This is a genomic window from Streptomyces sp. NPDC001068, assembly GCF_042897315.1.
Taxonomy (GTDB): domain Bacteria; phylum Actinomycetota; class Actinomycetes; order Streptomycetales; family Streptomycetaceae; genus Streptomyces.
The window spans coordinates 22,189-43,404 of the sequence record NZ_JBIAYD010000009.1 but is presented as its reverse complement, the minus strand read 5'-3'; the positions used below and the strand labels follow the sequence as shown (position 1 = coordinate 43,404).

Annotated in this window: 18 protein-coding genes; 10 read left to right on the top strand and 8 right to left on the bottom strand. The window is 72.0% G+C overall.

Annotation, left to right across the window (positions count from 1 at the left end; translation table 11 throughout):
• Positions 1 to 5: 5 nt before the first annotated feature.
• The 3 genes from ACFY3I_RS24910 to ACFY3I_RS24900 all read left to right on the top strand — a co-directional run bounded on the left by ACFY3I_RS24910 (position 6) and on the right by ACFY3I_RS24900 (position 5,493).
• The gene (locus tag ACFY3I_RS24910; protein WP_390862772.1) at positions 6 to 1,814 is read left to right on the top strand and encodes an alpha-galactosidase D; all 1,809 of its coding nucleotides are present in this window, start codon (positions 6 to 8) and stop codon (positions 1,812 to 1,814) included.
• Positions 1,815 to 1,951: 137 nt separating this feature from the next.
• A complete protein-coding gene (locus ACFY3I_RS24905; RefSeq protein WP_390862770.1) occupies positions 1,952 to 4,297 on the top strand; it encodes a glycoside hydrolase N-terminal domain-containing protein in 2,346 nt (781 codons plus the stop codon).
• Entirely contained in the window at positions 4,294 to 5,493 is a 1,200-nt protein-coding gene (locus tag ACFY3I_RS24900; protein ID WP_390862768.1) for an SGNH/GDSL hydrolase family protein, read from the top strand. Before ACFY3I_RS24905 ends, ACFY3I_RS24900 begins: the two co-directional genes overlap by 4 nt.
• Positions 5,494 to 5,579: 86 nt before the next feature.
• Here ACFY3I_RS24900 and ACFY3I_RS24895 read toward each other — a convergent pair whose 3' ends face one another.
• From ACFY3I_RS24895 to ACFY3I_RS24885, 3 genes are read right to left on the bottom strand one after another with little or no spacing between them, the layout of a single operon-like run.
• Positions 5,580 to 5,933 carry a UBP-type zinc finger domain-containing protein gene (locus tag ACFY3I_RS24895; RefSeq protein WP_365296652.1) on the bottom strand — a complete coding sequence of 118 codons (354 nt, stop codon included), beginning with the start codon at positions 5,931 to 5,933 and terminating at the stop codon, positions 5,580 to 5,582.
• Positions 5,930 to 7,414 (bottom strand): ATP-binding protein, encoded by a 1,485-nt coding sequence (locus ACFY3I_RS24890; RefSeq protein ID WP_390862766.1) that lies wholly within the window; start codon positions 7,412 to 7,414, stop codon positions 5,930 to 5,932. The genes ACFY3I_RS24895 and ACFY3I_RS24890 overlap by 4 nt, the downstream gene beginning before the upstream one ends.
• Positions 7,411 to 9,087, bottom strand: coding sequence for an FAD-dependent oxidoreductase (locus ACFY3I_RS24885; RefSeq protein WP_365296649.1), 1,677 nt, complete (start codon positions 9,085 to 9,087; stop codon positions 7,411 to 7,413). Before ACFY3I_RS24885 ends, ACFY3I_RS24890 begins: the two co-directional genes overlap by 4 nt.
• A gap of 183 nt (positions 9,088 to 9,270) precedes the next feature.
• On the opposite strand from ACFY3I_RS24885, the gene ACFY3I_RS24880 reads away from it, so the two are divergent.
• Entirely contained in the window at positions 9,271 to 10,155 is an 885-nt protein-coding gene (locus tag ACFY3I_RS24880) for a universal stress protein (protein ID WP_390862764.1), read from the top strand.
• On the opposite strand, the gene ACFY3I_RS24875 is transcribed toward ACFY3I_RS24880, so the two are convergent.
• From ACFY3I_RS24875 to ACFY3I_RS24865, 3 genes are all read right to left on the bottom strand, one after another.
• Positions 10,142 to 11,377, bottom strand: a complete 1,236-nt coding sequence (locus ACFY3I_RS24875; protein WP_390862762.1) for a DUF4032 domain-containing protein — start codon at positions 11,375 to 11,377, stop codon at positions 10,142 to 10,144. The genes ACFY3I_RS24880 and ACFY3I_RS24875 overlap by 14 nt on opposite strands.
• A 174-nt stretch (positions 11,378 to 11,551) precedes the next feature.
• Positions 11,552 to 12,301, bottom strand: coding sequence for an MBL fold metallo-hydrolase (locus tag ACFY3I_RS24870; RefSeq protein ID WP_390862760.1), 750 nt, complete (start codon positions 12,299 to 12,301; stop codon positions 11,552 to 11,554).
• A gap of 87 nt (positions 12,302 to 12,388) precedes the next feature.
• The gene (locus ACFY3I_RS24865; RefSeq protein ID WP_390862758.1) at positions 12,389 to 13,015 is read right to left on the bottom strand and encodes an alpha-ketoglutarate-dependent dioxygenase AlkB; all 627 of its coding nucleotides are present in this window, start codon (positions 13,013 to 13,015) and stop codon (positions 12,389 to 12,391) included.
• A gap of 127 nt (positions 13,016 to 13,142) precedes the next feature.
• On the opposite strand from ACFY3I_RS24865, the gene ACFY3I_RS24860 reads away from it, so the two are divergent.
• Both ACFY3I_RS24860 and ACFY3I_RS24855 read left to right on the top strand, forming a co-directional pair.
• On the top strand, positions 13,143 to 13,769 hold the full coding sequence (locus tag ACFY3I_RS24860) for a TetR/AcrR family transcriptional regulator (protein WP_390862757.1): 627 nt from the start codon (positions 13,143 to 13,145) through the stop codon (positions 13,767 to 13,769).
• Positions 13,770 to 13,827: 58 nt separating this feature from the next.
• Positions 13,828 to 15,501, top strand: coding sequence for an FAD-binding dehydrogenase (locus tag ACFY3I_RS24855; RefSeq protein ID WP_390862755.1), 1,674 nt, complete (start codon positions 13,828 to 13,830; stop codon positions 15,499 to 15,501).
• On the opposite strand, the gene ACFY3I_RS24850 is transcribed toward ACFY3I_RS24855, so the two are convergent.
• On the bottom strand, positions 15,498 to 15,845 hold the full coding sequence (locus ACFY3I_RS24850; RefSeq protein ID WP_365296637.1) for a DUF488 family protein: 348 nt from the start codon (positions 15,843 to 15,845) through the stop codon (positions 15,498 to 15,500). The two genes, ACFY3I_RS24855 and ACFY3I_RS24850, sit on opposite strands and share 4 nt — an antisense overlap.
• Positions 15,846 to 16,011: 166 nt before the next feature.
• On the opposite strand from ACFY3I_RS24850, the gene ACFY3I_RS24845 reads away from it, so the two are divergent.
• The 4 genes from ACFY3I_RS24845 (at position 16,012) to ACFY3I_RS24830 (ending at position 20,907) form a co-directional block, all read left to right on the top strand.
• Positions 16,012 to 17,421, top strand: coding sequence for a M1 family metallopeptidase (locus ACFY3I_RS24845; protein WP_390862753.1), 1,410 nt, complete (start codon positions 16,012 to 16,014; stop codon positions 17,419 to 17,421).
• 151 nt (positions 17,422 to 17,572) lie between these two features.
• A complete protein-coding gene (locus ACFY3I_RS24840) occupies positions 17,573 to 18,316 on the top strand; it encodes a hypothetical protein (protein WP_390862751.1) in 744 nt (247 codons plus the stop codon).
• A gap of 30 nt (positions 18,317 to 18,346) precedes the next feature.
• Positions 18,347 to 19,045, top strand: a complete 699-nt coding sequence (locus tag ACFY3I_RS24835) for a response regulator transcription factor (RefSeq protein WP_390862749.1) — start codon at positions 18,347 to 18,349, stop codon at positions 19,043 to 19,045.
• On the top strand, positions 19,042 to 20,907 hold the full coding sequence (locus tag ACFY3I_RS24830) for an ATP-binding protein (RefSeq protein WP_390862747.1): 1,866 nt from the start codon (positions 19,042 to 19,044) through the stop codon (positions 20,905 to 20,907). Before ACFY3I_RS24835 ends, ACFY3I_RS24830 begins: the two co-directional genes overlap by 4 nt.
• On the opposite strand, the gene ACFY3I_RS24825 is transcribed toward ACFY3I_RS24830, so the two are convergent.
• Positions 20,900 to 21,154, bottom strand: a complete 255-nt coding sequence (locus tag ACFY3I_RS24825) for a WhiB family transcriptional regulator (RefSeq protein ID WP_365296627.1) — start codon at positions 21,152 to 21,154, stop codon at positions 20,900 to 20,902. The genes ACFY3I_RS24830 and ACFY3I_RS24825 overlap by 8 nt on opposite strands.
• Between the last annotated feature and the right edge of the window lie 62 nt (positions 21,155 to 21,216).

Here is a 21,216-nt window from a genome sequence, read left to right as displayed (position 1 = left end):
GGCCCATGCGGTCACCTTCGTACTCCGTCCTGCCCGCACGCGGGCTGAGAGCAGTCCTGGTGCTGGCACTCACCACGGCCTTCGCGGCCGCCGTGCCGGCCGCCCAGGCCCAGACACCCGACGGCGCCACCGCCCCGATCGCCGCCAAGCCCTACATGGGCTGGTCGAGTTGGAGCATGCAGTCGTCCAAGTACCCGGGTCTGAACGACAAGGGCGACTACAGCTACCTCACCGAGGCGAACGTCCTCAAGCAGACCGACGCCCTGGCGGGCAAGCTCAAGAAGTACGGCTACGACCACGTCAACATCGACGCCGGCTGGTGGATGGACTGGAACTGGAAGCAGGGGTACGACCAGTACGGCCGCCAGAAGGCCGACGCGGCCCGCTTCCCCAGCGGGATGAAGGCCGTCGCCGACCACATCCACGCCAAGGGCCTCAAGGCCGGCATCTACCTCCCGGCCGGCCTGGAGAAGGGCGCCTACGGCGACGGCAAGACGCCGATCTGGAACGCCGCGGGCTGCACCACCGCCGACATCGTCTACGACGACCTGCGCACCACCAACGGCTGGGACAGCTCGTACAAGATCGACTTCGGTAAGCCGTGCGCGCAGAAGTACATAGACTCCCAGGCCCAGTTGATCGCCGGCTGGGGCTATGACTTCCTCAAGCTCGACGGCGTCGGCCCCGGCTCCGGCAAGAGCGGCGACCAGTACGACAACGTCGCCGACGTGGCCGCCTGGCACCAGGCGATCGCCGCCACCGGACGCCCGATCCACCTGGAGGCCTCCTGGTCCCTGGACTACGGGCACGCCGCCGACTGGCAGAAGTACACCAACGGCTGGCGCATCGACACCGACGTCGAGTGCTACTGCAACACCCTGGTCAGCTGGGAGAACTCGGTCGACGACCGCTGGGACGACACCCCGGCCTGGACCGGCAAGGCGGGCCCCGGCGGCTGGAACGACCTCGACTCCCTCGACGTCGGCAACGGCGCGATGGACGGCCTCACCAAGGCCGAGCGGCAGAGCTACGCCACGCTGTGGGCCATCGCCAAGTCCCCGCTGTTCACCGGTGACGACCTCACCAAGCTCGACGACTACGGCGTCTCGCTGCTGACCAACCGCGACGTCATCGCGATCGACCAGAGCACGAACCCGCCGGCCCGGCCCGTCACCCCGTCCGACCCGCAGCAGGTCTGGGCCGCGAAGAACGCCGACGGCACCTACACGGTGGCCCTCTTCAACCTCGCGGACTCGCCCGCGGCGGTCACCGCCGACTGGACGTCGCTCGGCTTCACCGGCAAGGCGTCGGTGCGGGACGTGTGGAACCGCGAGGACCTCGGCTCCTACACCAGCAAGATCACCGAGGCGCTGCCCGCGCACGGCTCGCGGCTGTTCACCGTGACCCCGAAGGGCGGCGCGCTCGCCTTCACCGGGTACGAGGCCGAGGCGAGCGGCAACACGCTGAGCGGCAACGCCTCCGTAGCCGGCTGCGACGCCTGCTCCGGGCAGAAGAAGGTCGGCAACCTGTACCAGGGCGGCAAGCTCACCTTCAACGACGTGGTCGTCGCCAAGGCGGGCACCTACCTGGTGAAGGTCGCCTACGTCAGCGGCGACTCCCGGTCGGCCGTCGTCGCGGCCGGCTCCGGGGCCGGCACCAGCCACAAGTTCCCGTCGACCGGGGACTGGGGGACGGTTTCGACGGTGAGCGTCCCGGTGACCCTGAAGGCCGGGGCCAACACGATCAGCTTCGACAGCGGGTCCGGGTACGCGCCGGACGTCGACCGGATCGACGTTCCCAAGTCGCCTCGGTAGTCGGTTCGCTCAGCGTTGTTCGGGGAACTGCGGGCCGGTGGGGGCCGGTCGCGCAGTTCCTCCCCCAGCCTTCGGCCGGGGGTGCCCCCCGCGCCCCCGGCGGAGTGCCCCCCTCACGGACGTTGGATTGGAACCCCATGGACAACCACCCCAGCAGGCGTGGCTTCCTCGCCCTCGCCGCCGCCACGGGCGCCCTCGCCGGACTTCCCGCCTTCACCGCCTCCGCCGCCCCGCAGCGGTCCGCCGCGCCGCTCGCCGCCGCCCGCCACCGGCTCTGGTGGCAGGCGCCCGCAGGAGACGGGTCGATGATCGAGCAGGGCCTGCCCGTCGGCAACGGCCGGCTCGGCGCGCTCGCGAGCAACGACTCCGGCCGTGAGCTCCTCCTGATCACCGACGCCACCCTGTGGACCGGCGGCCTCAACGACACCCTCGACTCCGACGGCCAGTTCCCCTACGGCCGCGCCGACTTCGGTTCGCTGACCCTGCTCGCCAGGCTCACCGTGGAGATCCCCGACCACGACCTGGGCAGCGTCTTCGGCTACCGCCGTGAACTCGACCTCGACAACGGCGTGGTCTCGGCCTCCTACGTCCGCTCCGGCGTGACCTACCGGCGGCAGGTGTTCGCCAGCCGCCCCGACGACGTGATCGTCGTGCACTTCGGCCAGGACGGCGGCGGCCGCTACACCGGCAGCATCACCCTCGAAGGCACCCACGGGGAGACCGGCGGCACCGCCGAGTCGTTCGCCGGCGCCTTCGCCAACGGGCTCAGGTACGCCGCCGCCCTCGACGCCCACGGCGTCGGCGGCCGGGTGCGGGTGAACGGCTCGCGCATCGACTTCGCCGACTGCCGTGAGCTGACCGTCGTCCTCAGCGGCGGCACGAACTACGCGCCCGACGCGAGCACCGGCTTCCGCGACCGTTCGCTCGACCCACGCGCACTCGCCGCCGCCAAGGTCAAGGCCGCCGCCCGGCACTCGGCCGACGCGCTGCTGCGCACCCACGCGGCCGACCACCGTTCGCTGTTCGGACAGTTCGACCTCACCCTCGGCACCTCGAGCGCGGAGCAGCGCGAGCTGGACACCTGGGAGCGCATCCAGGCCCGCACCGACACCGGCGACCCCGACCCGGAACTGGAGGCCGCCTACGCTCAGTTCGGCCGGTACCTGATGATCGCCGGGTCCCGGGACGGCCTGCCGATGGGGCTGCAGAGCGTCTGGCTGGACGGCAACGACCCGGACTGGATGGGCGACTACCACACCGACATCAACATCCAGATGAACTACTGGATGTCCGACCGCCTCGGCCTGTCCCAGTGCTTCGACGCCTTCACCGACTACTGCGTCGACCAGCTCTCGTCCTGGAGCGACCTCACCCGGCGGCTGTACCAGGACCCCCGCAACCGCTACCGCAACTCCACCGGCAAGGTGGCCGGCTGGACCGTGGCCTTCTCCACCAACCCCTACGGCGGCCTCGGCTGGTGGTGGCACCCGGCGGGCAACGCCTGGCTGTGCAACAGCCTCTTCGAGCACTACGAGTTCACGCTCTCCCGCTCCCACCTGGAGAAGATCTACCCGCTGCTCAAGGGCGCCTGCGAGTTCTGGGAGGCGCGGCTGATCACCACCACCCTGGACGACGGGAGGCAGGTGCTGATCGACGACAGCGACTGGTCGCCGGAGCACGGCCCGCAGGACGGCAAGGGGAACACCTATTCCCAGGAACAGGTGTGGACGTTGTTCGGCAACTTCCGCGCTGCGGCCGCCGTCCTCAAGAGGGATGCTGGATACGCGGGTACCATCGGCAGGCTCCGCGACCGTCTCTACCTGCCGGTGGTGAGCCCGAAGACCGGCTGGCTGGAGGAGTGGATGTCCCCGGACAACCTCGGCGAGACCACCCACCGCCACCTCTCGCCGCTGATCAACCTCTTCCCCGGCGACCGCATCCGCCCCGACGGCTCCACACCCGCCGACATCGTCAAGGGCGCGACCGCCCTGCTGACCGCGCGTGGCATGGACAGCTTCGGCTGGGCCAACGCCTGGCGCTCGCTGTGCTGGGCACGGCTCAAGGACGCCGACAAGGCCTACCAGCTCGTCGTCACGAACCTCCGCCCCTCCAGCAACGGCAGCAACGGCACCTCGCCCAACCTCTTCGACATCTACGAGGTCGAGCAGGGCCGGGGCATCTTCCAGATCGAGGCCAACTTCGGCACGCCGGCCGCGATCGCGGAGATGCTGCTGTACTCGCGCCCCGGTCACCTGGAACTGCTGCCCGCCCTGCCCGACGCCTGGGCCGCCTCCGGCCGGATCACCGGCGCCGGTGCGCGCGGCGGCTTCGTCGTCGACCTGAGCTGGCGCGACGGCAGGCCCACCGAGGCCCGGATCCGCAGCGTGGGCGGCCGCACGACGACGGTCGCGTACGGCGGGAAGACCCGGACGATCACGCTGAAGCCCGGCGCGTCCGTCACGCTGAAGGACTTCGCGAGGTGACCGGACGGTTCGCACGCCTCACCGGCGTCGCCGCGGTCCTGCTGGCGACGGTCGCCTGCCAGACCGGACCCGCCCACGCGGCGCCCGCCCGGCACGACGTCGTCACCTGGGGGGCCGCCGCCGACCGGCTGGGGGACGGTGTCGCCGACCGTGCCTACCGGCTGGTGGTGCACACCAGTGCCGCCGGCAGCGGCCTGCGGGTGCGGCTGTCCAATGCCTTCGGCGACCGGCCGCTGACCCTGGACAGCGTCTACGCCGGCCTGCGGAGCCAGGGCGCGGCCCTGCGGCCGGGCAGCAACAGGCGGCTCACCTTCGACGGCGCCCGCACGGTCACCGTGCCGGCCGGCGACACCGCCTGGAGCGACCCGCTGCCCGGCACCCTGCCCGCCGGCAGCGACCTGGTGGTCAGCCTGCACAGCCCGGACGCGGCCGGCCCGGCCACCGGGCACGGGATGGCCATGCAGACCTCCTACGTCGCCCAGGGCGACCACACCGCCGAGGAGAGCGCCACCGGCTGGACGGGCACCACCGGCTCGTGGTGGTACCTGGACTCGGTCTCCGTACGGCCGCCGGACGCGGCCACCGGAGCCGTGGTGGCGCTCGGCGACTCCATCACCGACGGCTGGGCGTCCACCACCGACCTCGACCGCCGCTGGCCCGACTACCTCGCCCGCCGTCTGCAGAAGGCGGACACCGGGATCAAGGGCGTCGCCGACGAGGGCATCTCGGGCAACCAGGTGCTCGCGGACGGTGCCGGGCAGGCCGCCCTGCGCCGGCTGGACCGTGACGTGCTGAGCCAGCCGGGACTGCGCACCGTCTTCCTCTTCGAGGGGGTCAACGACATCAAGGCGCACACCGGGGTCACCGCGGCCGACCTGATCGCCGGTTACCGCGAGATCGCCCGGCGGGCGCACGCGGCGGGCAAGTGCGTGGTCGCCTCGACCGTCGGGCCCTTCGAGGGGTGGCCGGAGTGGGACGCCGCGGGCGAGGCCGTCCGCCAGGAGGTCAACCACTTCATCCGCACCAGCGGGGAGTTCGACGGGACCGCCGACTTCGACCGGATCCTGCGCAGCCCCTACGACCAGGCACGGATGCTGCCGTTCCTGGACGGCGGCGACCACATCCACCCCAACGACAAGGGGATGCAGGCCATGGCCGACTCCGTCGACCTCGCCGGACTCGACTGCGACCGCTGAACCGGAGTTCTGCCCGATCGTCCCGGCGCCGACGGCTCCGGGACGATCGGGCAGAACGCGCGGGCCGCCCCGCACCCCCGGTGCGCTCAGCCCCGCAGCACCTCGGCCCAGTTCTCCGGGACCCTTTCCGCGGGACCCGGCACGGACTGGTTGGCCGGGTGGCTCTCCGGCGGCGCCAGCTCCGGCCCCGCCTCGAACACCTCGTCCGTCTCGAAGTTCCAGAACCAGCCCTCGCCCGGCTCGTAGCTGCGGATGATCGGGTGCCCGGTGTCGTGGAAGTGCGCCGTCGCGTGCTTCGCCGGCGAGTCGTCGCAGCACCCGATGTGCCCGCACTGCGCGCAGCGCCGCAGATGGAACCACCAGCCCCCGTCCTTCTCGCACTCCATGCACCCGGCGCCGCTCGGCGGAACGTTCGGGTCTATCACGGTGTCGCCGCTCATGCCGTCTCCTCAGATGATCGGGGTTCTTCCGACCCCGCCGGGGGCGCCTCGGCGGTCAGCGGAAGCAGAACCTGGAAGCGGGTGTCGCCGGGCACCGACTCCACCCGCATGGTGCCGTGATGCTTGTTGACGACGATCCGCCACGAGATGTCCAGACCCAGGCCCGTGCCCTGCCCCACGGGCTTGGTCGTGAAGAAGGGGTCGAAGATCCGGTCCTTGATCTCCGGCGCGATCCCCGTCCCGGTGTCCCGGAACTCGACCAGCAGCTGCTCGTGGTCGAGTGCCGTCCGCACGGTCAGCGTGCCCTGCCCGGTACCGTCCTCGCCCTTCATCGCGCAGGCCGCGTTGTCGATCAGGTTGGTCCACACCTGGTTGAGTTCGGCCGGGTAGGCGGGGACCGCCGGGACCGTGCGGTCGTACTCCTTGACCACCCGGACGTTCTGCCCGATCTTGCCGGACAGCATCAGCAGCGTGCTGTCGAGGAGTTCGTGCACGTCCACGACCCGGTACGGCGCCCGGTCCAGCTGGCTGTACTGCTTGGCGGCGTCCACGAGGCTGGAGATGCGGATGGTCGAGTCCTCGATCTCGTTCATCAACAACTCGGTCTCGATGGTGTAGTTGAGCCAGTGGATCGAGTTCGGCAGGATCTCCTCGTCCACGGCCGCCGCGACCTGGTCCAGCCAGTCGACGTCGAGCCCGGCCTGTACGAAGGTCGGCGCCACCTGCCAGCCGTTGTCGCAGCCGTGGTCCTCCAGCCAGTCGGTGAGCAGGTCCTCCCGGTCGGCGGCCTCCAGCGGACTGAGCGAGGGTGCCTTGGCGACCCGCTCGGCGGTGCGCTCCTGGATCTCGACCAGACCGGCCAACTGCTCCCGGGAGAACGGACTCTCGGCGATGATCGCGAGCTTGTGCCGCATCTTCGCCACCCGCTCGCGCAGGGACGAGGTGGCCCGGACGGCCGCCGCGGCCGGGTTGTTCAGCTCGTGGGTGAGCCCGGCGGACAACGACCCGAGCGCCAGCAGCCGTTCGCGCTGCCCGATCGCCGCCTGGGTGTTCTTCGAACCGAAGAACAGCCCCTCCAGCAGGTGCACGGCCATCGGGAACCAGTCCTGCATGATCTCCGCGAACGTGTCCGCCGGGAGCACGAAGAACCGCGTCGGCTCGGTCACCCGCATCGAGTTGTTGTACCCCTGCCGCACCCGGTCCCCGAGGTACGCCTGCATGGCGCCCGCGTACACCCCGGGCTGCGAGGTCCGGGTGACCTCGATGTCGTCCCCGCCGACCTGCCGGGACAGCACCACGGTGCCCTCGATCATCACGAAGAAGCAGGTGGCCGGTTCGCCCTCGGCGTACACCGGACCGGGCTCGAACAGCTCCACCTGGCCGGCGGCGCACAGCCGCCCGAGCTGCTCCGGCTCCAGCTTCTCGAAGAGGAAGAGCGCGCCTACCTCCTGCGGACTGCACGGCATCGGCTGCCCGCTCATGACTGCTCCAGATAACGGTGGACGAGCATCACGGCCATGGCTCCCTCTCCGACGGCGGACGCGACACGCTTGGCGGACTCGGCGCGCGCGTCGCCCGCCACGAACACTCCGGGCACGCTGGTCTCCAGGTGGTACGGCGGCCGGTCCAGCTCCCAGGCGGTCGGCGGCCGTCCGTCGGCCGTCAGGTCCGGGCCGGCCAGGATGAACCCGCGCCCGTCGCGCAGCACGGTGTCGCCGAGCCAGTCGGTCAGCGGGGCCGCGCCGATGAACACGAACATCCACTGCGCCTCGACCGACTCGGTCTCCCCGCTCACCGAGTGACGGAGCGTCAGCCGCTCCAGCCGGTCGGACCCGTGCGCGGACTCGACCACCGTGTGGCCGCGCACCGAGATGTTCGGGGCCTCGTTGATCTGCTGGATCAGGTAGTACGACATCGAGGCCGACAGGTCGGCGCCGCGCACCAGCAGTGTCACGGACTTGGCGAACCGCGACAGGTACATGGCCGCCTGGCCCGCCGAGTTGGCGCCGCCGACGACGAACACGTCCTGGCCCTGGCAGGAGGTGGCCTCGGTCAGCGCGGAACCGTAGTACACCCCGCAGCCGGTCAGGGCGAGACAGCCGGCGGCGTCCAGCTGCCGGTACTGCACACCGGTCGCCAGGATCACGCTGTGCGCCGCGATCGCCGAACCGTCCGCGAACCGCACCACCCGCGCGGCCCCGTTGGCCTCCAGGGCGGTGACCTCGCGGGCGGTCAGCACCTCGGCGCCGAACTTGGCGGCCTGCCGCCGGGCCCGGTCGGTGAGCTGGGCCCCCGACACCCCGTCCGGGAAGCCCAGGTAGTTCTCGATCCGGGAGCTCTGCCCGGCCTGCCCGCCGGTCGCCGCCCGCTCCACCAGCACGGTGCGCAGGCCCTCCGACGCCCCGTACACCGCCGCGCCGAGCCCGGCCGGACCGCCGCCGATGACCACCAGGTCGTAGAAGTCCGCCGTGGGCGTGGTCGCGAGCCCCACCCGCGCCGCGAGCTCTGGTGCCTCCGGTTCGATCAGGGGCGTGCCGTCCGGCGTGATCACCAGCGGCAGCCGCTGTCCGTCGGTGCCGGCGGCCGCCAGCAGCCGCCGGCCCTCGGGCTCCTCGACCGAGTACCAGCGGTAGGGGACCTGGTTGCGGGCCAGGAACTCCCGCACGTCCGACGACCTGGCCGACCAGCGGTGCCCGACGACCTTGGTGGCCGGCACCGGCTTGTACGCGCTGCACCGCCAGGCGTCCAGCAGGTCGTCGAGGACCGGGTAGAGCTTCTCCTCGGGCGGATCCCAGGGCTTGAGCAGGTAGTGGTCCAGATCGACGACGTTGATCGCGTCGATCGCCGCGCTGGTGTCCGCGTACGCGGTCAGCAGTACGCGCCGGGCGCCCGGGTACACGTCCAGGGCCTGTTCCAGGAACTCGATGCCGTTCATCTGCGGCATCCGGTAGTCGGCCAGGATCACCGCCACCAGGTCGCCGCGCAGCTTGAGTTCCCGCAGCGCGTCGAGCGCCGACTCCCCGGACTCCGCGCGCACGATCCGGTAGGACGCGCCGTAGCGGCGCCGCAGGTCCCGCGCGACGGCACGGGAGACTCCCGGGTCGTCGTCCACGGTCATGATGACGGTCCGTGCTGCGTCGGCAGCCTGTGCCATACGTCTCCCACCCCGAGCCGTTGGTTCGTCGGTACGGCGGGCCCTCCGTGGGGAGCGCGGCCACCGCACCCGCCCATCGTATGTTCGATCGCCCGCCCGCGCTCTTGTACACGGGCGCGGAGCGGGCACCTGTCCGTGCGCGAGACTGATCGCGCAACACGGAACCGACGAGGAGGCCGGTGCATGACACGCCCGATCACGGCAGGGGTCGACGGTACGGAGGAGAGCCTGGCGGCTCTGGACTGGGCGGCCCGGGAGGCGGTGCGCAGGGGTCTGCCGCTGCGGGTGGTGCACGCCTGGCGGCCCGAGGACCAGGAGGCGGTCGGCGGCGACCGGGAGACGCAGCGCCGATGGGTGTCGGAGGGGGTGGCCGAGTCGGTGCGCGCCGTCACCGGGCGGTATCCGGAACTGGAGGTGGGCGTCGACGTCCTGGAGGGCGGCCCGGTCGAGGCGCTGGCCGCGGCGGCGGCCGGGGCCGAACTGCTGGCGCTGGGCTCGCGCGGCCACGGACCGGTCGTCGGGTTCCTGCTGGGCTCGGTGGGACAGCAGGTGATCGCCGAGGCGGCCCGGCCCGTCGTCCTGGTGCGCGCCGGGGACCGGGCCGTGACCGAGGCCGCGGGGCGGGAGATCGTCGTGGGCCAGCAGGGCGGGCCCGAGGACAGCGCCGCCGTGCTGGAGTTCGCGTTCGGGACGGCGGCGGCCCGCGGGGCGGCGGTCCGGGTGGTCCGGGCCTGGACCCTGCCGCCGGTCTTCGCCTACAGCCCGGGCTCGCTGAGACTGCTGGACGAGTCCGGCGGTCTGGAGCCCTACGAGAAGAAGGCCCTGTCCGAGGCGGTGCGGCCGCTGCGCGAACGGTTCCCGGACGTACCGGTCGCCGAGCACGTGGAGATGGGCAGCGCCGGCCAGGTGCTGCTCTCGGTGGCCGGCCGGGCGCAGCTGATGGTCGTCGGCCGGCGCGCCCACCGCACGGCGGTCGGTGCGCGCATCGGCTCCGTCGCGCACGGGGTGCTGCACCACGCCGACTGCCCGGTGGCCGTGGTGCCGCACGGGCCGGTCACTCCGGGCTGACCGGCTCCAGGGTCTCCCGGGCCTTGGGCAGCACGTTCCTGATGTAGTCCTCGACCGCGCTGTCCAGGCCTATGTCGTGCTGGGCCCGCTCGGACAGGTACCAGCGGTGTTCGAGCAGCTCGTGGTAGATCTCGGCCGGGTCCATGGAACCGCGCAGTTCCGGTGGCACGGCCCGCACGGTGGGGCGGAAGACGTCCCGCACCCACCGGTGGGCCAGCACCTCGGGCCGGGCGGCGAGGGGGTCGCCGGGGGCGTAGTCGTCCTGGGTGGCCATCCAGCTCTCCAGGTCGTTCAGCAGCCGCCTGGCCTGGTTCTCCTCGGCGTCCAGGCCGGTCAGCCGCAGCAGCTGGCGCTGGTGGTGGCCGGCGTCGACGACCTTGGGCACGAAGGTGACGCTGTCGCCGTTGGAGGAGTGCTCGATCTGCATCTCGGCCACGTCGAAGCCCAGCTCGTTGAGGCGCCGGATCCGGCGCTCGATGTAGTGGTACTTGCCGGCCGGGTACACCGAGGTACGGGTCAGCTCCTGCCACAGCTCGCCGTACCGGGTGCAGATCTCGAACCCGAACTCGACCGGGTCGAGCGACGGGTGCAGCGCCCCCGAGGCCTCCAGGTCGAGGAGTTCGCCGCTGATGTTGACCCGGGCCAGGTCGAGGTCGTACTCCCGCTGCCCGTTGCTGAGCTGCGGACGCAGGTCGCCGGTCTCGGCGTCCACCAGGTACGCCGCGTACGCGCCCGCGTCCCGCCGGAACAGCGTGTTGGACAGCGAGCAGTCGCCCCAGGCGAACCCGGCCAGGTGCAGTCGTACGAGCAGCACGGCGAGGGCGTCCATGAGGCGGTGCATGGTGGCCGGGCGCATGGTCGTCTCGAACATCGAGCGGTACGGCATGGAGCCGCCCAGATGCCGGGTGACCAGCACGGACTCCAGCGGGTCGCCCGCCGGGTCGGTACGGCCGGTGATCACCGCGAGCGGGTCGACCGCGGGGATGGAGAGCCGGTCCAGGTCGCGCAGCAGCTCGTACTCGCGCAGCGCGGGGCGCTCCGCCAGCTCCTTCACCGCGATGACCTCGTCACCGGCCCGGGCGTAGCGCACCACGTGCCGGGAGATGCCGCGGGGGAGCGGCACGAGGTACTCCTCGGGCCACTCCTCCAGCGGTACGTCCCACGGGAGTTCGAGCAGGAGCGCGGGGTGTTCCGGGTTGGTGGCGCTGATCTGCAATGCCATGGCCCGACCCTAAGGGCTGTCCCGTAATCCCCGGCGGGCGCACGACGACAGCTACGGCACCTCGCGGCGTTGTCGGGGTCGCCCGAATACGCCCGGTATGAGGGCGATCCTCCGCCTTGCGATGCACCGCATCCGACGCCGTGCGCCGACCCACCGGGGATTACGGGACAGCCCTTAGACGGCGCGCTCACGGGCCTGCCGGGCGGCCGCCGCCACGGATCCCTGGTGCACGGGGCCGTGTCCGGGCAGCAGCACGTCGGCGTCGAGCCCCTCGATGATTCCGAGCGACGCCACGGCCCGGGAGCGCTCGTGGTGGAACATGTCGGGCAGCAGCTGCGGGCCGGCCAGCCGCGACGTGGGGTGGCCGCTGACCAGGGCGTCGCCGGAGATGACGATGCCGGCGTCGGGCAGGTGGTAGACGGTGTGTCCGTCGGTGTGTCCGGGCGTGTGCACCGGGACGGGCCGGCCGGGCAGGTCGAGCGGACCGTCGGCGACCGGGAAGACCTCGGGCGAGGCGACCGGATGCTGCTCGGTGCCGCCGACCCGCAGGACGTGCACCAGCCACGGCACGACCCCCGGCCGCCAGGCGTTCTTCAGCACCGCCCCCACGGACACCTGCTGGAGGAAGTCCCGCCGGGCGTGCGGCACTTCGGCCTCGTGCAGATAGACCGGGGTGCCGTGCGCGTCGCGCAGGTACTCGGCCGAGCCGAGGTGGTCGTTGTGCGCGTGGGTGATGAGCACGGCCGTGAGCGCGTCCGGCGAACTTCCCACCTCCGCGAGGGAGTCGAGCAGTCCGGCACGGTCGCCGGGGTAGCCGGTGTCCACCAGTGTGACGGCGTCGCCGTCCTTGAGGATCACCCAGTTGGTGTGATGCCCGTGCACCAGGTAGATGCCCTTGCCGACTTCGTGTACCTCTGCGCGCATGATCTCTCCGACGTTCCCGCGGCGTGCCGACCGGTCCGGGGGACAGCCAACCAGACGGAGCCGGGGCTCCGGTGACGGGGATCCCGGTCAGCGCACCCCGTGCGGCCGGAACTGGACGCTGATACGCGGACCGGCGGCCCGCGCGGTCTTCGGTACGCAGTGCTCCCAGGTCCGCTGGCAGGACCCGCCCATCACGATCAGGTCGCCGTGGCCCAGCGGACGCCGGACCGAGGGGCCGCCGCGCAGCGGGCGCAGCAGCAGGTCGCGGGGCGCGCCCACGGAAAGGATCGCGACCATGGTGTCCTCCCGTGAGCCGCGGCCGATCCGGTCGCCGTGCCAGGCGACGCTGTCCCGGCCGTCGCGGTAGTAGCAGAGCCCCGCCGTGGTGAACGGCTCGCGCAGTTCCCCGGCGTAGTGCCGGGTGAGCGCCTCGCGTGCCTCGGTCAGGACGGGCTGCGGGAGCGGGTCGTCCGCGCCGTAGAAGGCGAGCAGCCGCGGTACGTCCACGACGCTGTCGTACATCGTGCGGCGCTCGGCGTGCCAGGGGACGTCAGCCGCCAGCTGTTCGAACAGGGTGTCGGCGCCCCTCAGCCAGCCGGGGAGCACGTCGATCCAGGCGCCGGAGCCCAGCTCGGTGCGGCGGATCCCGGTGAGGGAGCCGAGCCGCAGCTCGTCGGTCTGGTCGAACAGGGAGCCCTGGAGGTGCGTGGCCATGGAAACCAGCGTACTCCTTAATCGAAAATGTGTTCCCATTCGATCATGCGGCCTCGCGGGTTCGTGCGATGGTCTTTCGATACGTTCATGTATCCGATACATTCGCGTATCGAACGGAGGTCGGGACATGACGGTCGACGGCGCGCCCCCGCGAGTGACCCGGCGCCGGGTGCGGACCCGGGCCCGGCTGCTCGACGCCGCGTTCACCGTGTTCGCCGCCAAGGGGTTCGGGCGCGTCTCCATCGAGGAGGTGTGCGAGGCCGCCGGTTTCAGCAGGGGTGCCTTCTACTCCAACTTCGCCACCCTGGACGAGCTGTTCTTCGCCCTCTACCGGGACCGCGCCGACCTCATCGCCCGGCAGGTGGCCGACGCCCTCGCCCTGGACCGCCCCGACCTGGACGTGACGGCCTCCGTGGACCGGGTCACCGACGTGCTGCTCCTCGACGTGGACTGGCTGCTGGTGAAGACGGACTTCCTGGTGCACGCGGCCCGGGACCCCGCCGTCGCCGACGCCCTCCTCGACCACCGGGCCCGGCTGCGGCAGGCCATCGCCGACCGGCTCTTCCGGGCCCACGGCCACACCCCGGTCCCGGCCGTGCTCGGCGGGGTGGACGGCGCCGCCCACGCGGTGGTCGCCGCCTACGACGGCGTGACCACCCAACTGCTCCTCGACAAGGACGTCGACCGGGCCCGCGCCTGGCTCAAGCAACTGCTCACCGCGCTGCTGACCGACGGCAGCACCCCCTTCGGATGAGCAGCCCCCTTTCGGACAAGCAGCACCCCCTTCGGACAAGAGAGAGGCAACGGTTGCCATGGACGCGGACGTCATCGTCGTCGGAGCGGGCCTCGCCGGCCTGGTCGCGGCGCACGAACTCACCAGCAAGGGCCGCCGGGTCGCCCTGGTCGACCAGGAGAACGCGGCCAACCTCGGCGGCCAGGCGTTCTGGTCCTTCGGCGGGCTCTTCCTCGTCGACTCGCCCGAACAGCGCCGCCTCGGCATCAAGGACTCCCTGGACCTGGCCTGGAACGACTGGCGGGGCAGCGCCCGGTTCGACCGCGAGGACGACGAGGACTCCTGGGCGGTGCGCTGGGCGCGGGCGTACGTCGAGTTCGCGACGTACGACAAGCGGCCCTGGCTGACGAGCCACGGCATCAGCCTGCTCCCGACCGTCGGCTGGGCCGAGCGCGGCGACCTGCGCGCGACCGGGCACGGCAACTCCGTACCCCGCTTCCACATCGCCTGGGGCACCGGGACCGGCGTCGTGGAACCCTTCGTCCGGTACGCCAGGCAGGCCGCCCGCGACGGACTGCTCACCTTCCACCACCGCCACCGGGTCGACGAACTCGTCGTCGGGGACGGCGCGGCCCGCGGGGTGCGCGGCACGGTCCTCGCCCCCGACGACTCAGCGCGCGGCGTCGCCTCCAACCGCGACCGGATCGGCGACTTCGAGCTCACCGCCCAGGCCGTCGTCCTCACCACCGGCGGTATCGGCGCCGACCACGACATCGTCCGCCGCTACTGGCCCGAGCGCCTCGGCACACCCCCCGCCGAGATGGTCACCGGCGTCCCGGCCTACGTGGACGGCCGCATGCTCGACATCAGCGCCGAGGCGGGCGTCCGCCTGGTCAACCGCGACCGCATGTGGCACTACACCGAGGGCATCCGGAACTGGAACCCCGTCTGGCCCGGCCACGGCATCCGCATCCTGCCCGGCCCGTCCTCGATCTGGCTGGACGCCCTCGGCCGCCGGCTCCCCGACCCCTGCCTGCCGGGCTACGACACCCTCAGCACCCTGAAGTACCTGCGCACCACCGAGGACATCGCGCAGCACGACCACTCCTGGTTCGTCCTCACCCGGAAGATCATCGAGAAGGAGTTCGCGCTCTCCGGCTCCGAGCAGAATCCCGACATCACCGCCAAGGACCGCAAGGCCGTGCTGCGCGACCGGCTGCTCGCCAAGGGCGCCCCGGGCCCGGTGCAGGCCTTCGTCGACAAGGGCGCGGACTTCGTGACCGCGAACTCCCTTGAGCAGCTGGTCGAGAAGATGAACGGACTCACCGACAAGGCACTCCTGGACGCGGCCGAGGTGCGCCGCCAGATCGTCGCCCGCGACCTGCAGATCGGCAACTCCTACAGCAAGGACTCCCAGGTCCAGGGCATCCACAACGCCCGCCGCTACATCGGCGACCGCCTCGGCCGGGTCGCGTCCCCGCACCGCATCCTCGACCCGGCCGCCGGGCCGCTGATCGGCGTCAAGCTGCACGTCCTGACCCGCAAGACGCTCGGCGGCATCCAGACCGACCTGGACTCCCGCGCGCTGGCCGCCGACGGGCAGCCGATCGAGGGGCTCTACGCGGCCGGTGAGGTGGCCGGCTTCGGCGGTGGCGGTGTGCACGGCTACAACGCGCTGGAGGGCACGTTCCTCGGCGGCTGCCTGTTCTCGGGCCGGGCGGCCGGACGCGCGGCGGCGGCGCAGACCGCCTAGGCGGACAGGAGCCGCACCAGCACCGTGGCGTGGCTCTCGTCCGGGGACCTGGACGCGGTGAGCAGGGTCACCGGCCCCCTGCTCACCGACTCCCGCAGGCCGTCGAGGAGTCCGGCGGCCTCGGGAGCGGCCAGCTCCGCCTCGTAGCGGCGGGTGAACTCCTCGTACGAACCGCCGTCGTGGAACCAGCGGCGCAGTTCGTTCGACGGCGTCAGCCCCTTCGGCCACTCGTCCACGTGCGCGTCCGCCTTCGCCACCCCGCGCGGCCAGAGCCGGTCCACCAGGACCCGCAGCCCGTCGTCCGGCTCGGGCGCCTCGTAGATCCTGCGGACACGCACGCTCACGGTCGGACACCTCTCGGCTCGGCGACGGTGCCGTGAGGGTACGCGGGGGGTTCGGGCCACCGGCTGCCGACGCGGCACGGCTTGACCAGCATGAGGGGGAAACGCGGATGCCCGCGCGCCTAGTCTGTGGGCCACTGATCATCGGCCACCGTCCGAAGGAGCGCATGTGCAGGTGCAGGGTGCAAGCAGACGTACGGCAGTCCTCCGCCGCGAGGCCGTCCTCGCCACCGTCCCGGTCGCCGTGGCGGCCCTGCTCGCCGCCGCCGGAACGGCGTCGGCGAGCACGCTCGGAGCCGCGGGCGCGGGCGACCCCTACTTCCCGCTCAGCGGCAACGGCGGCTACCACGTCAGCCACTACGACCTGACGCTGCGCTACGACACCGCCTCCCGCCATCTCGACGGCAAGGCCGTCCTCACCGCCCGCACCACCCAGAAGCTCACCCGCTTCGACCTCGACCTCAGCGGCCTGAAGGTCACCAAGGTCACCGTCGACGGCCGCGCCGCCCGCTTCAGCCGCAGCGGACAGGAACTCGTCGTCACGCCGGCCCGCGCGCTCGCCGAGGGCAGGCAGTTCCAGGTCGCCGTCACCTACAACGGCACCCCCAAGCAGGTCTCCGACCCCGACGGCTCACCGGACGGCTGGATCCGCACCGACGACGGCGCGTTCGTCGCCGGCGAGCCGCAGGGCGCGATGACCTGGTTCCCGGCGAACAGCCACCCCAAGGACAAATCGTCGTACGACTTCACGATCACCGTCCCCAAGGGACGCACCGCCGTCGCCAACGGCGTCCTCCTCGGGCAGCGCACCTCCGGCGGCCGGACCACCTTCCGCTGGCGGCAGAGCGAGCCGATGGCCGCGTACCTGGCCACCGCCACGGTCGGCACCTTCAAGGTCGAGCAGTACACCACCCGCAGCGGTATCAAGGTGTACAACGCGGTCGACCCGCGCGAGGCGAGCGGTTCCGCGGCCGTGCTGAAGAAGCTGCCGTCGGTCCTCGACTGGGAGAGCGAGCTGTTCGGGCCGTACCCGTTCCGCTCGGCCGGCGCGATCGTCGACCACGCGCCGAACGTCGGCTACGCGCTGGAGACGCAGGGCCGGCCGATCTACGACTCCGCGCCCGACCTCGACACGCTGGTGCACGAGAACGCCCACCAGTGGTTCGGCGACTCCGTCTCCCTCACCTCCTGGAAGGACATCTGGCTCAACGAGGGCTTCGCGACCTACGCGGAGTGGCTCTACGAGGAGCAGCACGGCGGCGACAGCGCGCAGAAGACCTTCGACGCGCTGTACGCCAAGCCGGCGGGCAACGAGTTGTGGGCGTATCCGCCGGCCGACCCGGGGAGCGGCGCGAACATCTTCGGCACGCCGGTGTACGCGCGGGGAGCGATGGCGCTGCACGAACTGCGCAAGGCCGTGGGGGACAAGGTGTTCTTCCGGATCCTGCGGGTGTGGGCCGCCCAGCACCGCCACGGGCACGGGACGACCGCGGAGTTTGTGAAGACGGCCGAGGGGCAGTCGGGCAAGGACCTCGGGACCTTGTTCCACACGTGGTTGTACAAGAAGGGCAAGCCCTAGCGGTCGTCGGAGTGCCGGCCGGCGGGGGCCTGTCGCGCGGTTCCTCCCCCGGTCCCCGGCCGGGGGCACGCCGGCGCCCCGGTGGGGCGCTCCAGCCGACGGGAACACGAAGCTGACGGGTTTCTTACAATTTTCGGCCACAGTCGGTCGCATGATCCATCGCAGAACGGCTGTCGCCCTCCTCGCCTCCCCCCTCCTGCTCTCGGGCTGCGGGGGTGGCGCCGAGGCCGCGCCGAGCCGGTCGGGCGACGACCGGCCGGCGGGGACGGCAGCCACCCCCACACCCGAGAGCAGCAGCAGCCCGCGCCCCACCGGCATACCGGGCCTCGGACCGCGGACGACCGCCGCGATACCCGAGCGGGCCGAGCAGGTCGTGCTCGCCAGGGGGCGGGGCAAGAACTCGCCCGTCTCCAGCGTCGTCCTGTACGAGCGCGACGACGACGTCTGGCAGCCCGGAGCCGCCTGGCCCGCGCACAACGGCAAGGACGGCTGGAGCGAGCACCACATGGCCGGGGACCTGCGTTCGCCGGTCGGCGTGTACGGACTCACCGACGCCGGAGGCCTGCTCGCCGACCCGGGCAGCAGGCTGCCGTACGACCACGGATGGGGATTCCGCTCGCCCGGGACCGGCTTCGAGGGCGAGCCGCTGGAAGGCTCCTTCGACTACGTCGTCGCCATCAACTACAACCGCAAGCCCGGCACTTCACCCCTCGACTGGACCCGGCCGATGGGCGCCGGACGTGGCGGTGGCGTCTGGCTGCACGTCGACCACGGCGGTCCCACGCACGCCTGTGTGAGTGTCGCCAAGGCGCACATGAGGCAGCTGCTGCGCACCCTGGACCCCGACCGGCACCCGGTCGTCGTCATGGGGTACGCCGACTGGCTGGCCCGGTAGGCCCCGGAACTCCGCTTAGGATCCGAACCTGTGTGCGCACATGTACTGGTCGCCGAGGACGACGAGATGCAGGCCGAGCTGATCCGGCGCTCCCTGCTGGCCGAGGGCCATACCGCGACCGTGGTCCACGACGGCGCCGCCGCGCTGGACGCGGCCCGGCGGCTCGGACCCGACCTGGTCGTCCTGGACCTGATGCTCCCGGTGATCGACGGCTTCGGGGTCTGCCGGGTGCTGCGCGGCGGTGACCCGGAGATCCCGGTGCTGATGCTCACGGCCCGGTCCGAGGAGGAGGACGTCCTGCTCGGCCTGGAACTGGGCGCCGACGACTACATGACCAAGCCGTACAGCCCACGCGAGTTGATGGCCCGGATCCGGACGGTCCTGCGCCGCAGCGGCCGGAGCGCCGCGGTACGGGAGGAGCCGGCCGTGACGGCGGCCGGGATCAGCGTGGATCCGGTACGGCACGAGGTGCGCTGCGACGGGGTCCCGGTGGAGGTGACCCCGGCCGAGTTCCAGATCCTGCTCGCCATGGCGGGGGAGCCCGACCGGGTGTTCACCCGGCGCCAGCTGCTCCAGTGCACCCGCGGCTTCGACCGGGCCTCCACCGAACGGGCCGTGGACGTGCACGTGATGAATCTGCGCCGGAAGATCGAGGCCGATCCCCGCCGGCCCAGACGCCTGCTGACCGTGTTCGGCGTCGGCTACAAGCTGAGCGGCGGCCGGCCGTGAGGGCCCGGATACCCTGGCGCAAACGGCTGCTGGTCCGGCTGCTGTTCGCCTCGGTGCTGATCGCCGCGTGCTCGGTGGCCGCCACCGCCTGGCTCGCGGTGACGACCACCACCAGCGCGCTGGAGGAGGAGCAGGGCCAGGACCTCGCGGCCGACAACAAGATCCTCGCCCAGCTCAGCGGGTACGCGGCCGACCACCCCGACTGGAGCGGGGTGGCGCACACGGTCCGCGCGCTGGCCGCGCGGACCGGCCGCAGGGTCGCGCTGACCACCGCCGACCGCACCCTGATCGCCGACTCGGCGGTCCGCGGCACCGCGCTGCCGCCCCGGCCGGCCGCGGCCATCGACCCGCTGCACACCGACACCTACACCCAGTCCGGCGCCCAGCTCAGCGGCATCGACCCGCGCGTGGTCGGCCCCTACCGGCTGACGGCGAAGGAGCGCGGGGAACTGGACGCGGTGGCGGACAAGGAGCGGTCCTGCTACGACGTCTACGGCATCCGCACCACCGTCGCCCACACCCCGAGCGGGCGGCCCTACCTGGTCGACGACGACGGCACGGACACCTCGGCCTTCCGCTCGATCGGCTGCGGCGGACTGGACGACCCCATCATGGCGATGAAGAAGGGGTACCTCGGCACCACCCGCACCGAGTCGAAAGCCCTCACCGCGCTGACCGACCTGGTCCGGCCCTGCCTCCAGGCCAAGGACATGGACCTCGCCGGACAGCTGTACCTCACCTTCGACCAGACCGGACGCAACCCGGTCACCGGAGGTTTCCTGTTCACCACCAAGAAGTCCAGGCGCGACCTGGCGCGGGACGACCAGGCCGGGAAGAACTGCGTCACCAGCGCCCGCCGCACCCAGCTCGAACCGTACGCCGCGCCGCCCGCCGAACTCTTCCTGGGCCTCGGCGACCAGACCGCGCCCCGGTTCGACATGTCCCGGACCAACAAGGCGAAGATCGTCGGCGCGGCCGGACTGGTCCTCGCCTTCACCGTCGCCGTCACCGCCGTGGTCGCCACCCGGCTGGTGCGGCCGCTGCGCGCGCTGACCGTCGCCGTGCGCCAGCCGCCCGAACTGCACGCGCGGGCGCCGGTGCGCACCCGGGACGAGACCGGGCTGCTGGCCGAGGCGTTCAACGACCTCACCGAGCGCCGGGAACGCCTCGAGGAGCAGCGCAAGGCGATGGTCAGCGACATCGCCCACGAACTGCGCAGTCCGCTCACCAACATCCGGGGCTGGCTGGAGGTCACCCGGGACGGTGTGGTCGCCCCGGACCCGGCGCTGCTGGCCTCACTGCACGAGGAGGCGCTGCTGCTCCAGCGGATCATCGACGACCTCCAGGACCTGGCGGCCGCCGACGCCGGCACCCTGCGCATGCACCGCGAACCGGTGCGCGCCGCAGACCTGTTCGAGCAGGTCGCCGCCGCCCACCGGGTGGCCGCCGACGCGGCCGGGGTCGCGCTGCTGACTGACGCGGACGGCACGGTCTGGCTCGACGCCGACCCGGTGCGGATGCGTCAGGCGCTCGGCAACCTGGTGTCCAACGCGATCCGGCACACCCCCGTGGACGGCACGGTGACACTGGCCGCCCGCCGGGACGGCGACGAGGTCCTGCTCACCGTCACCGACACCGGCAAGGGCATCGCCCCCGACGATCTGCCGCACGTCTTCGACCGGTTCTGGCGCGCGGAGAAGTCCCGCAGCCGCCGTACCGGGGGCAGCGGGCTCGGGCTGCCGATCGTGCGGCACCTGGTGGCCGCCCACGACGGGACCGTCGAGGCGGCGAGCGAACCGGGCGAGGGAGCCGAGTTCACCCTGCGGCTGCCGGCCGCCGAGGCTCCGGCCGACGTCAGCTGATCCGGCGCGTGGCCCGTTGCCGGCGACGGGCCAGCAGCCGGCGCTCCGCCTCCGTCGTACCACCCCAGACACCGACGGTCTGCCCGGTGTCCATCGCCCAGTCCAGGCACTGCTCCCGGACCGGGCAGCGCTCGCACACGGCCTTCGCGCGCCGCGTCTGGTGCAGCGAAGGCCCGGTGGTGCCGACCGGGAAGAAGAGGTCGGGGTCCTCCTCGCGGCACTCGGCGTGGTCTCGCCAGTCCTCCATCGAATTCACCTGCGATCCATGTCGACTCTGCCGTTTCGGCGCGTACTCGGTTCCGGGTCACC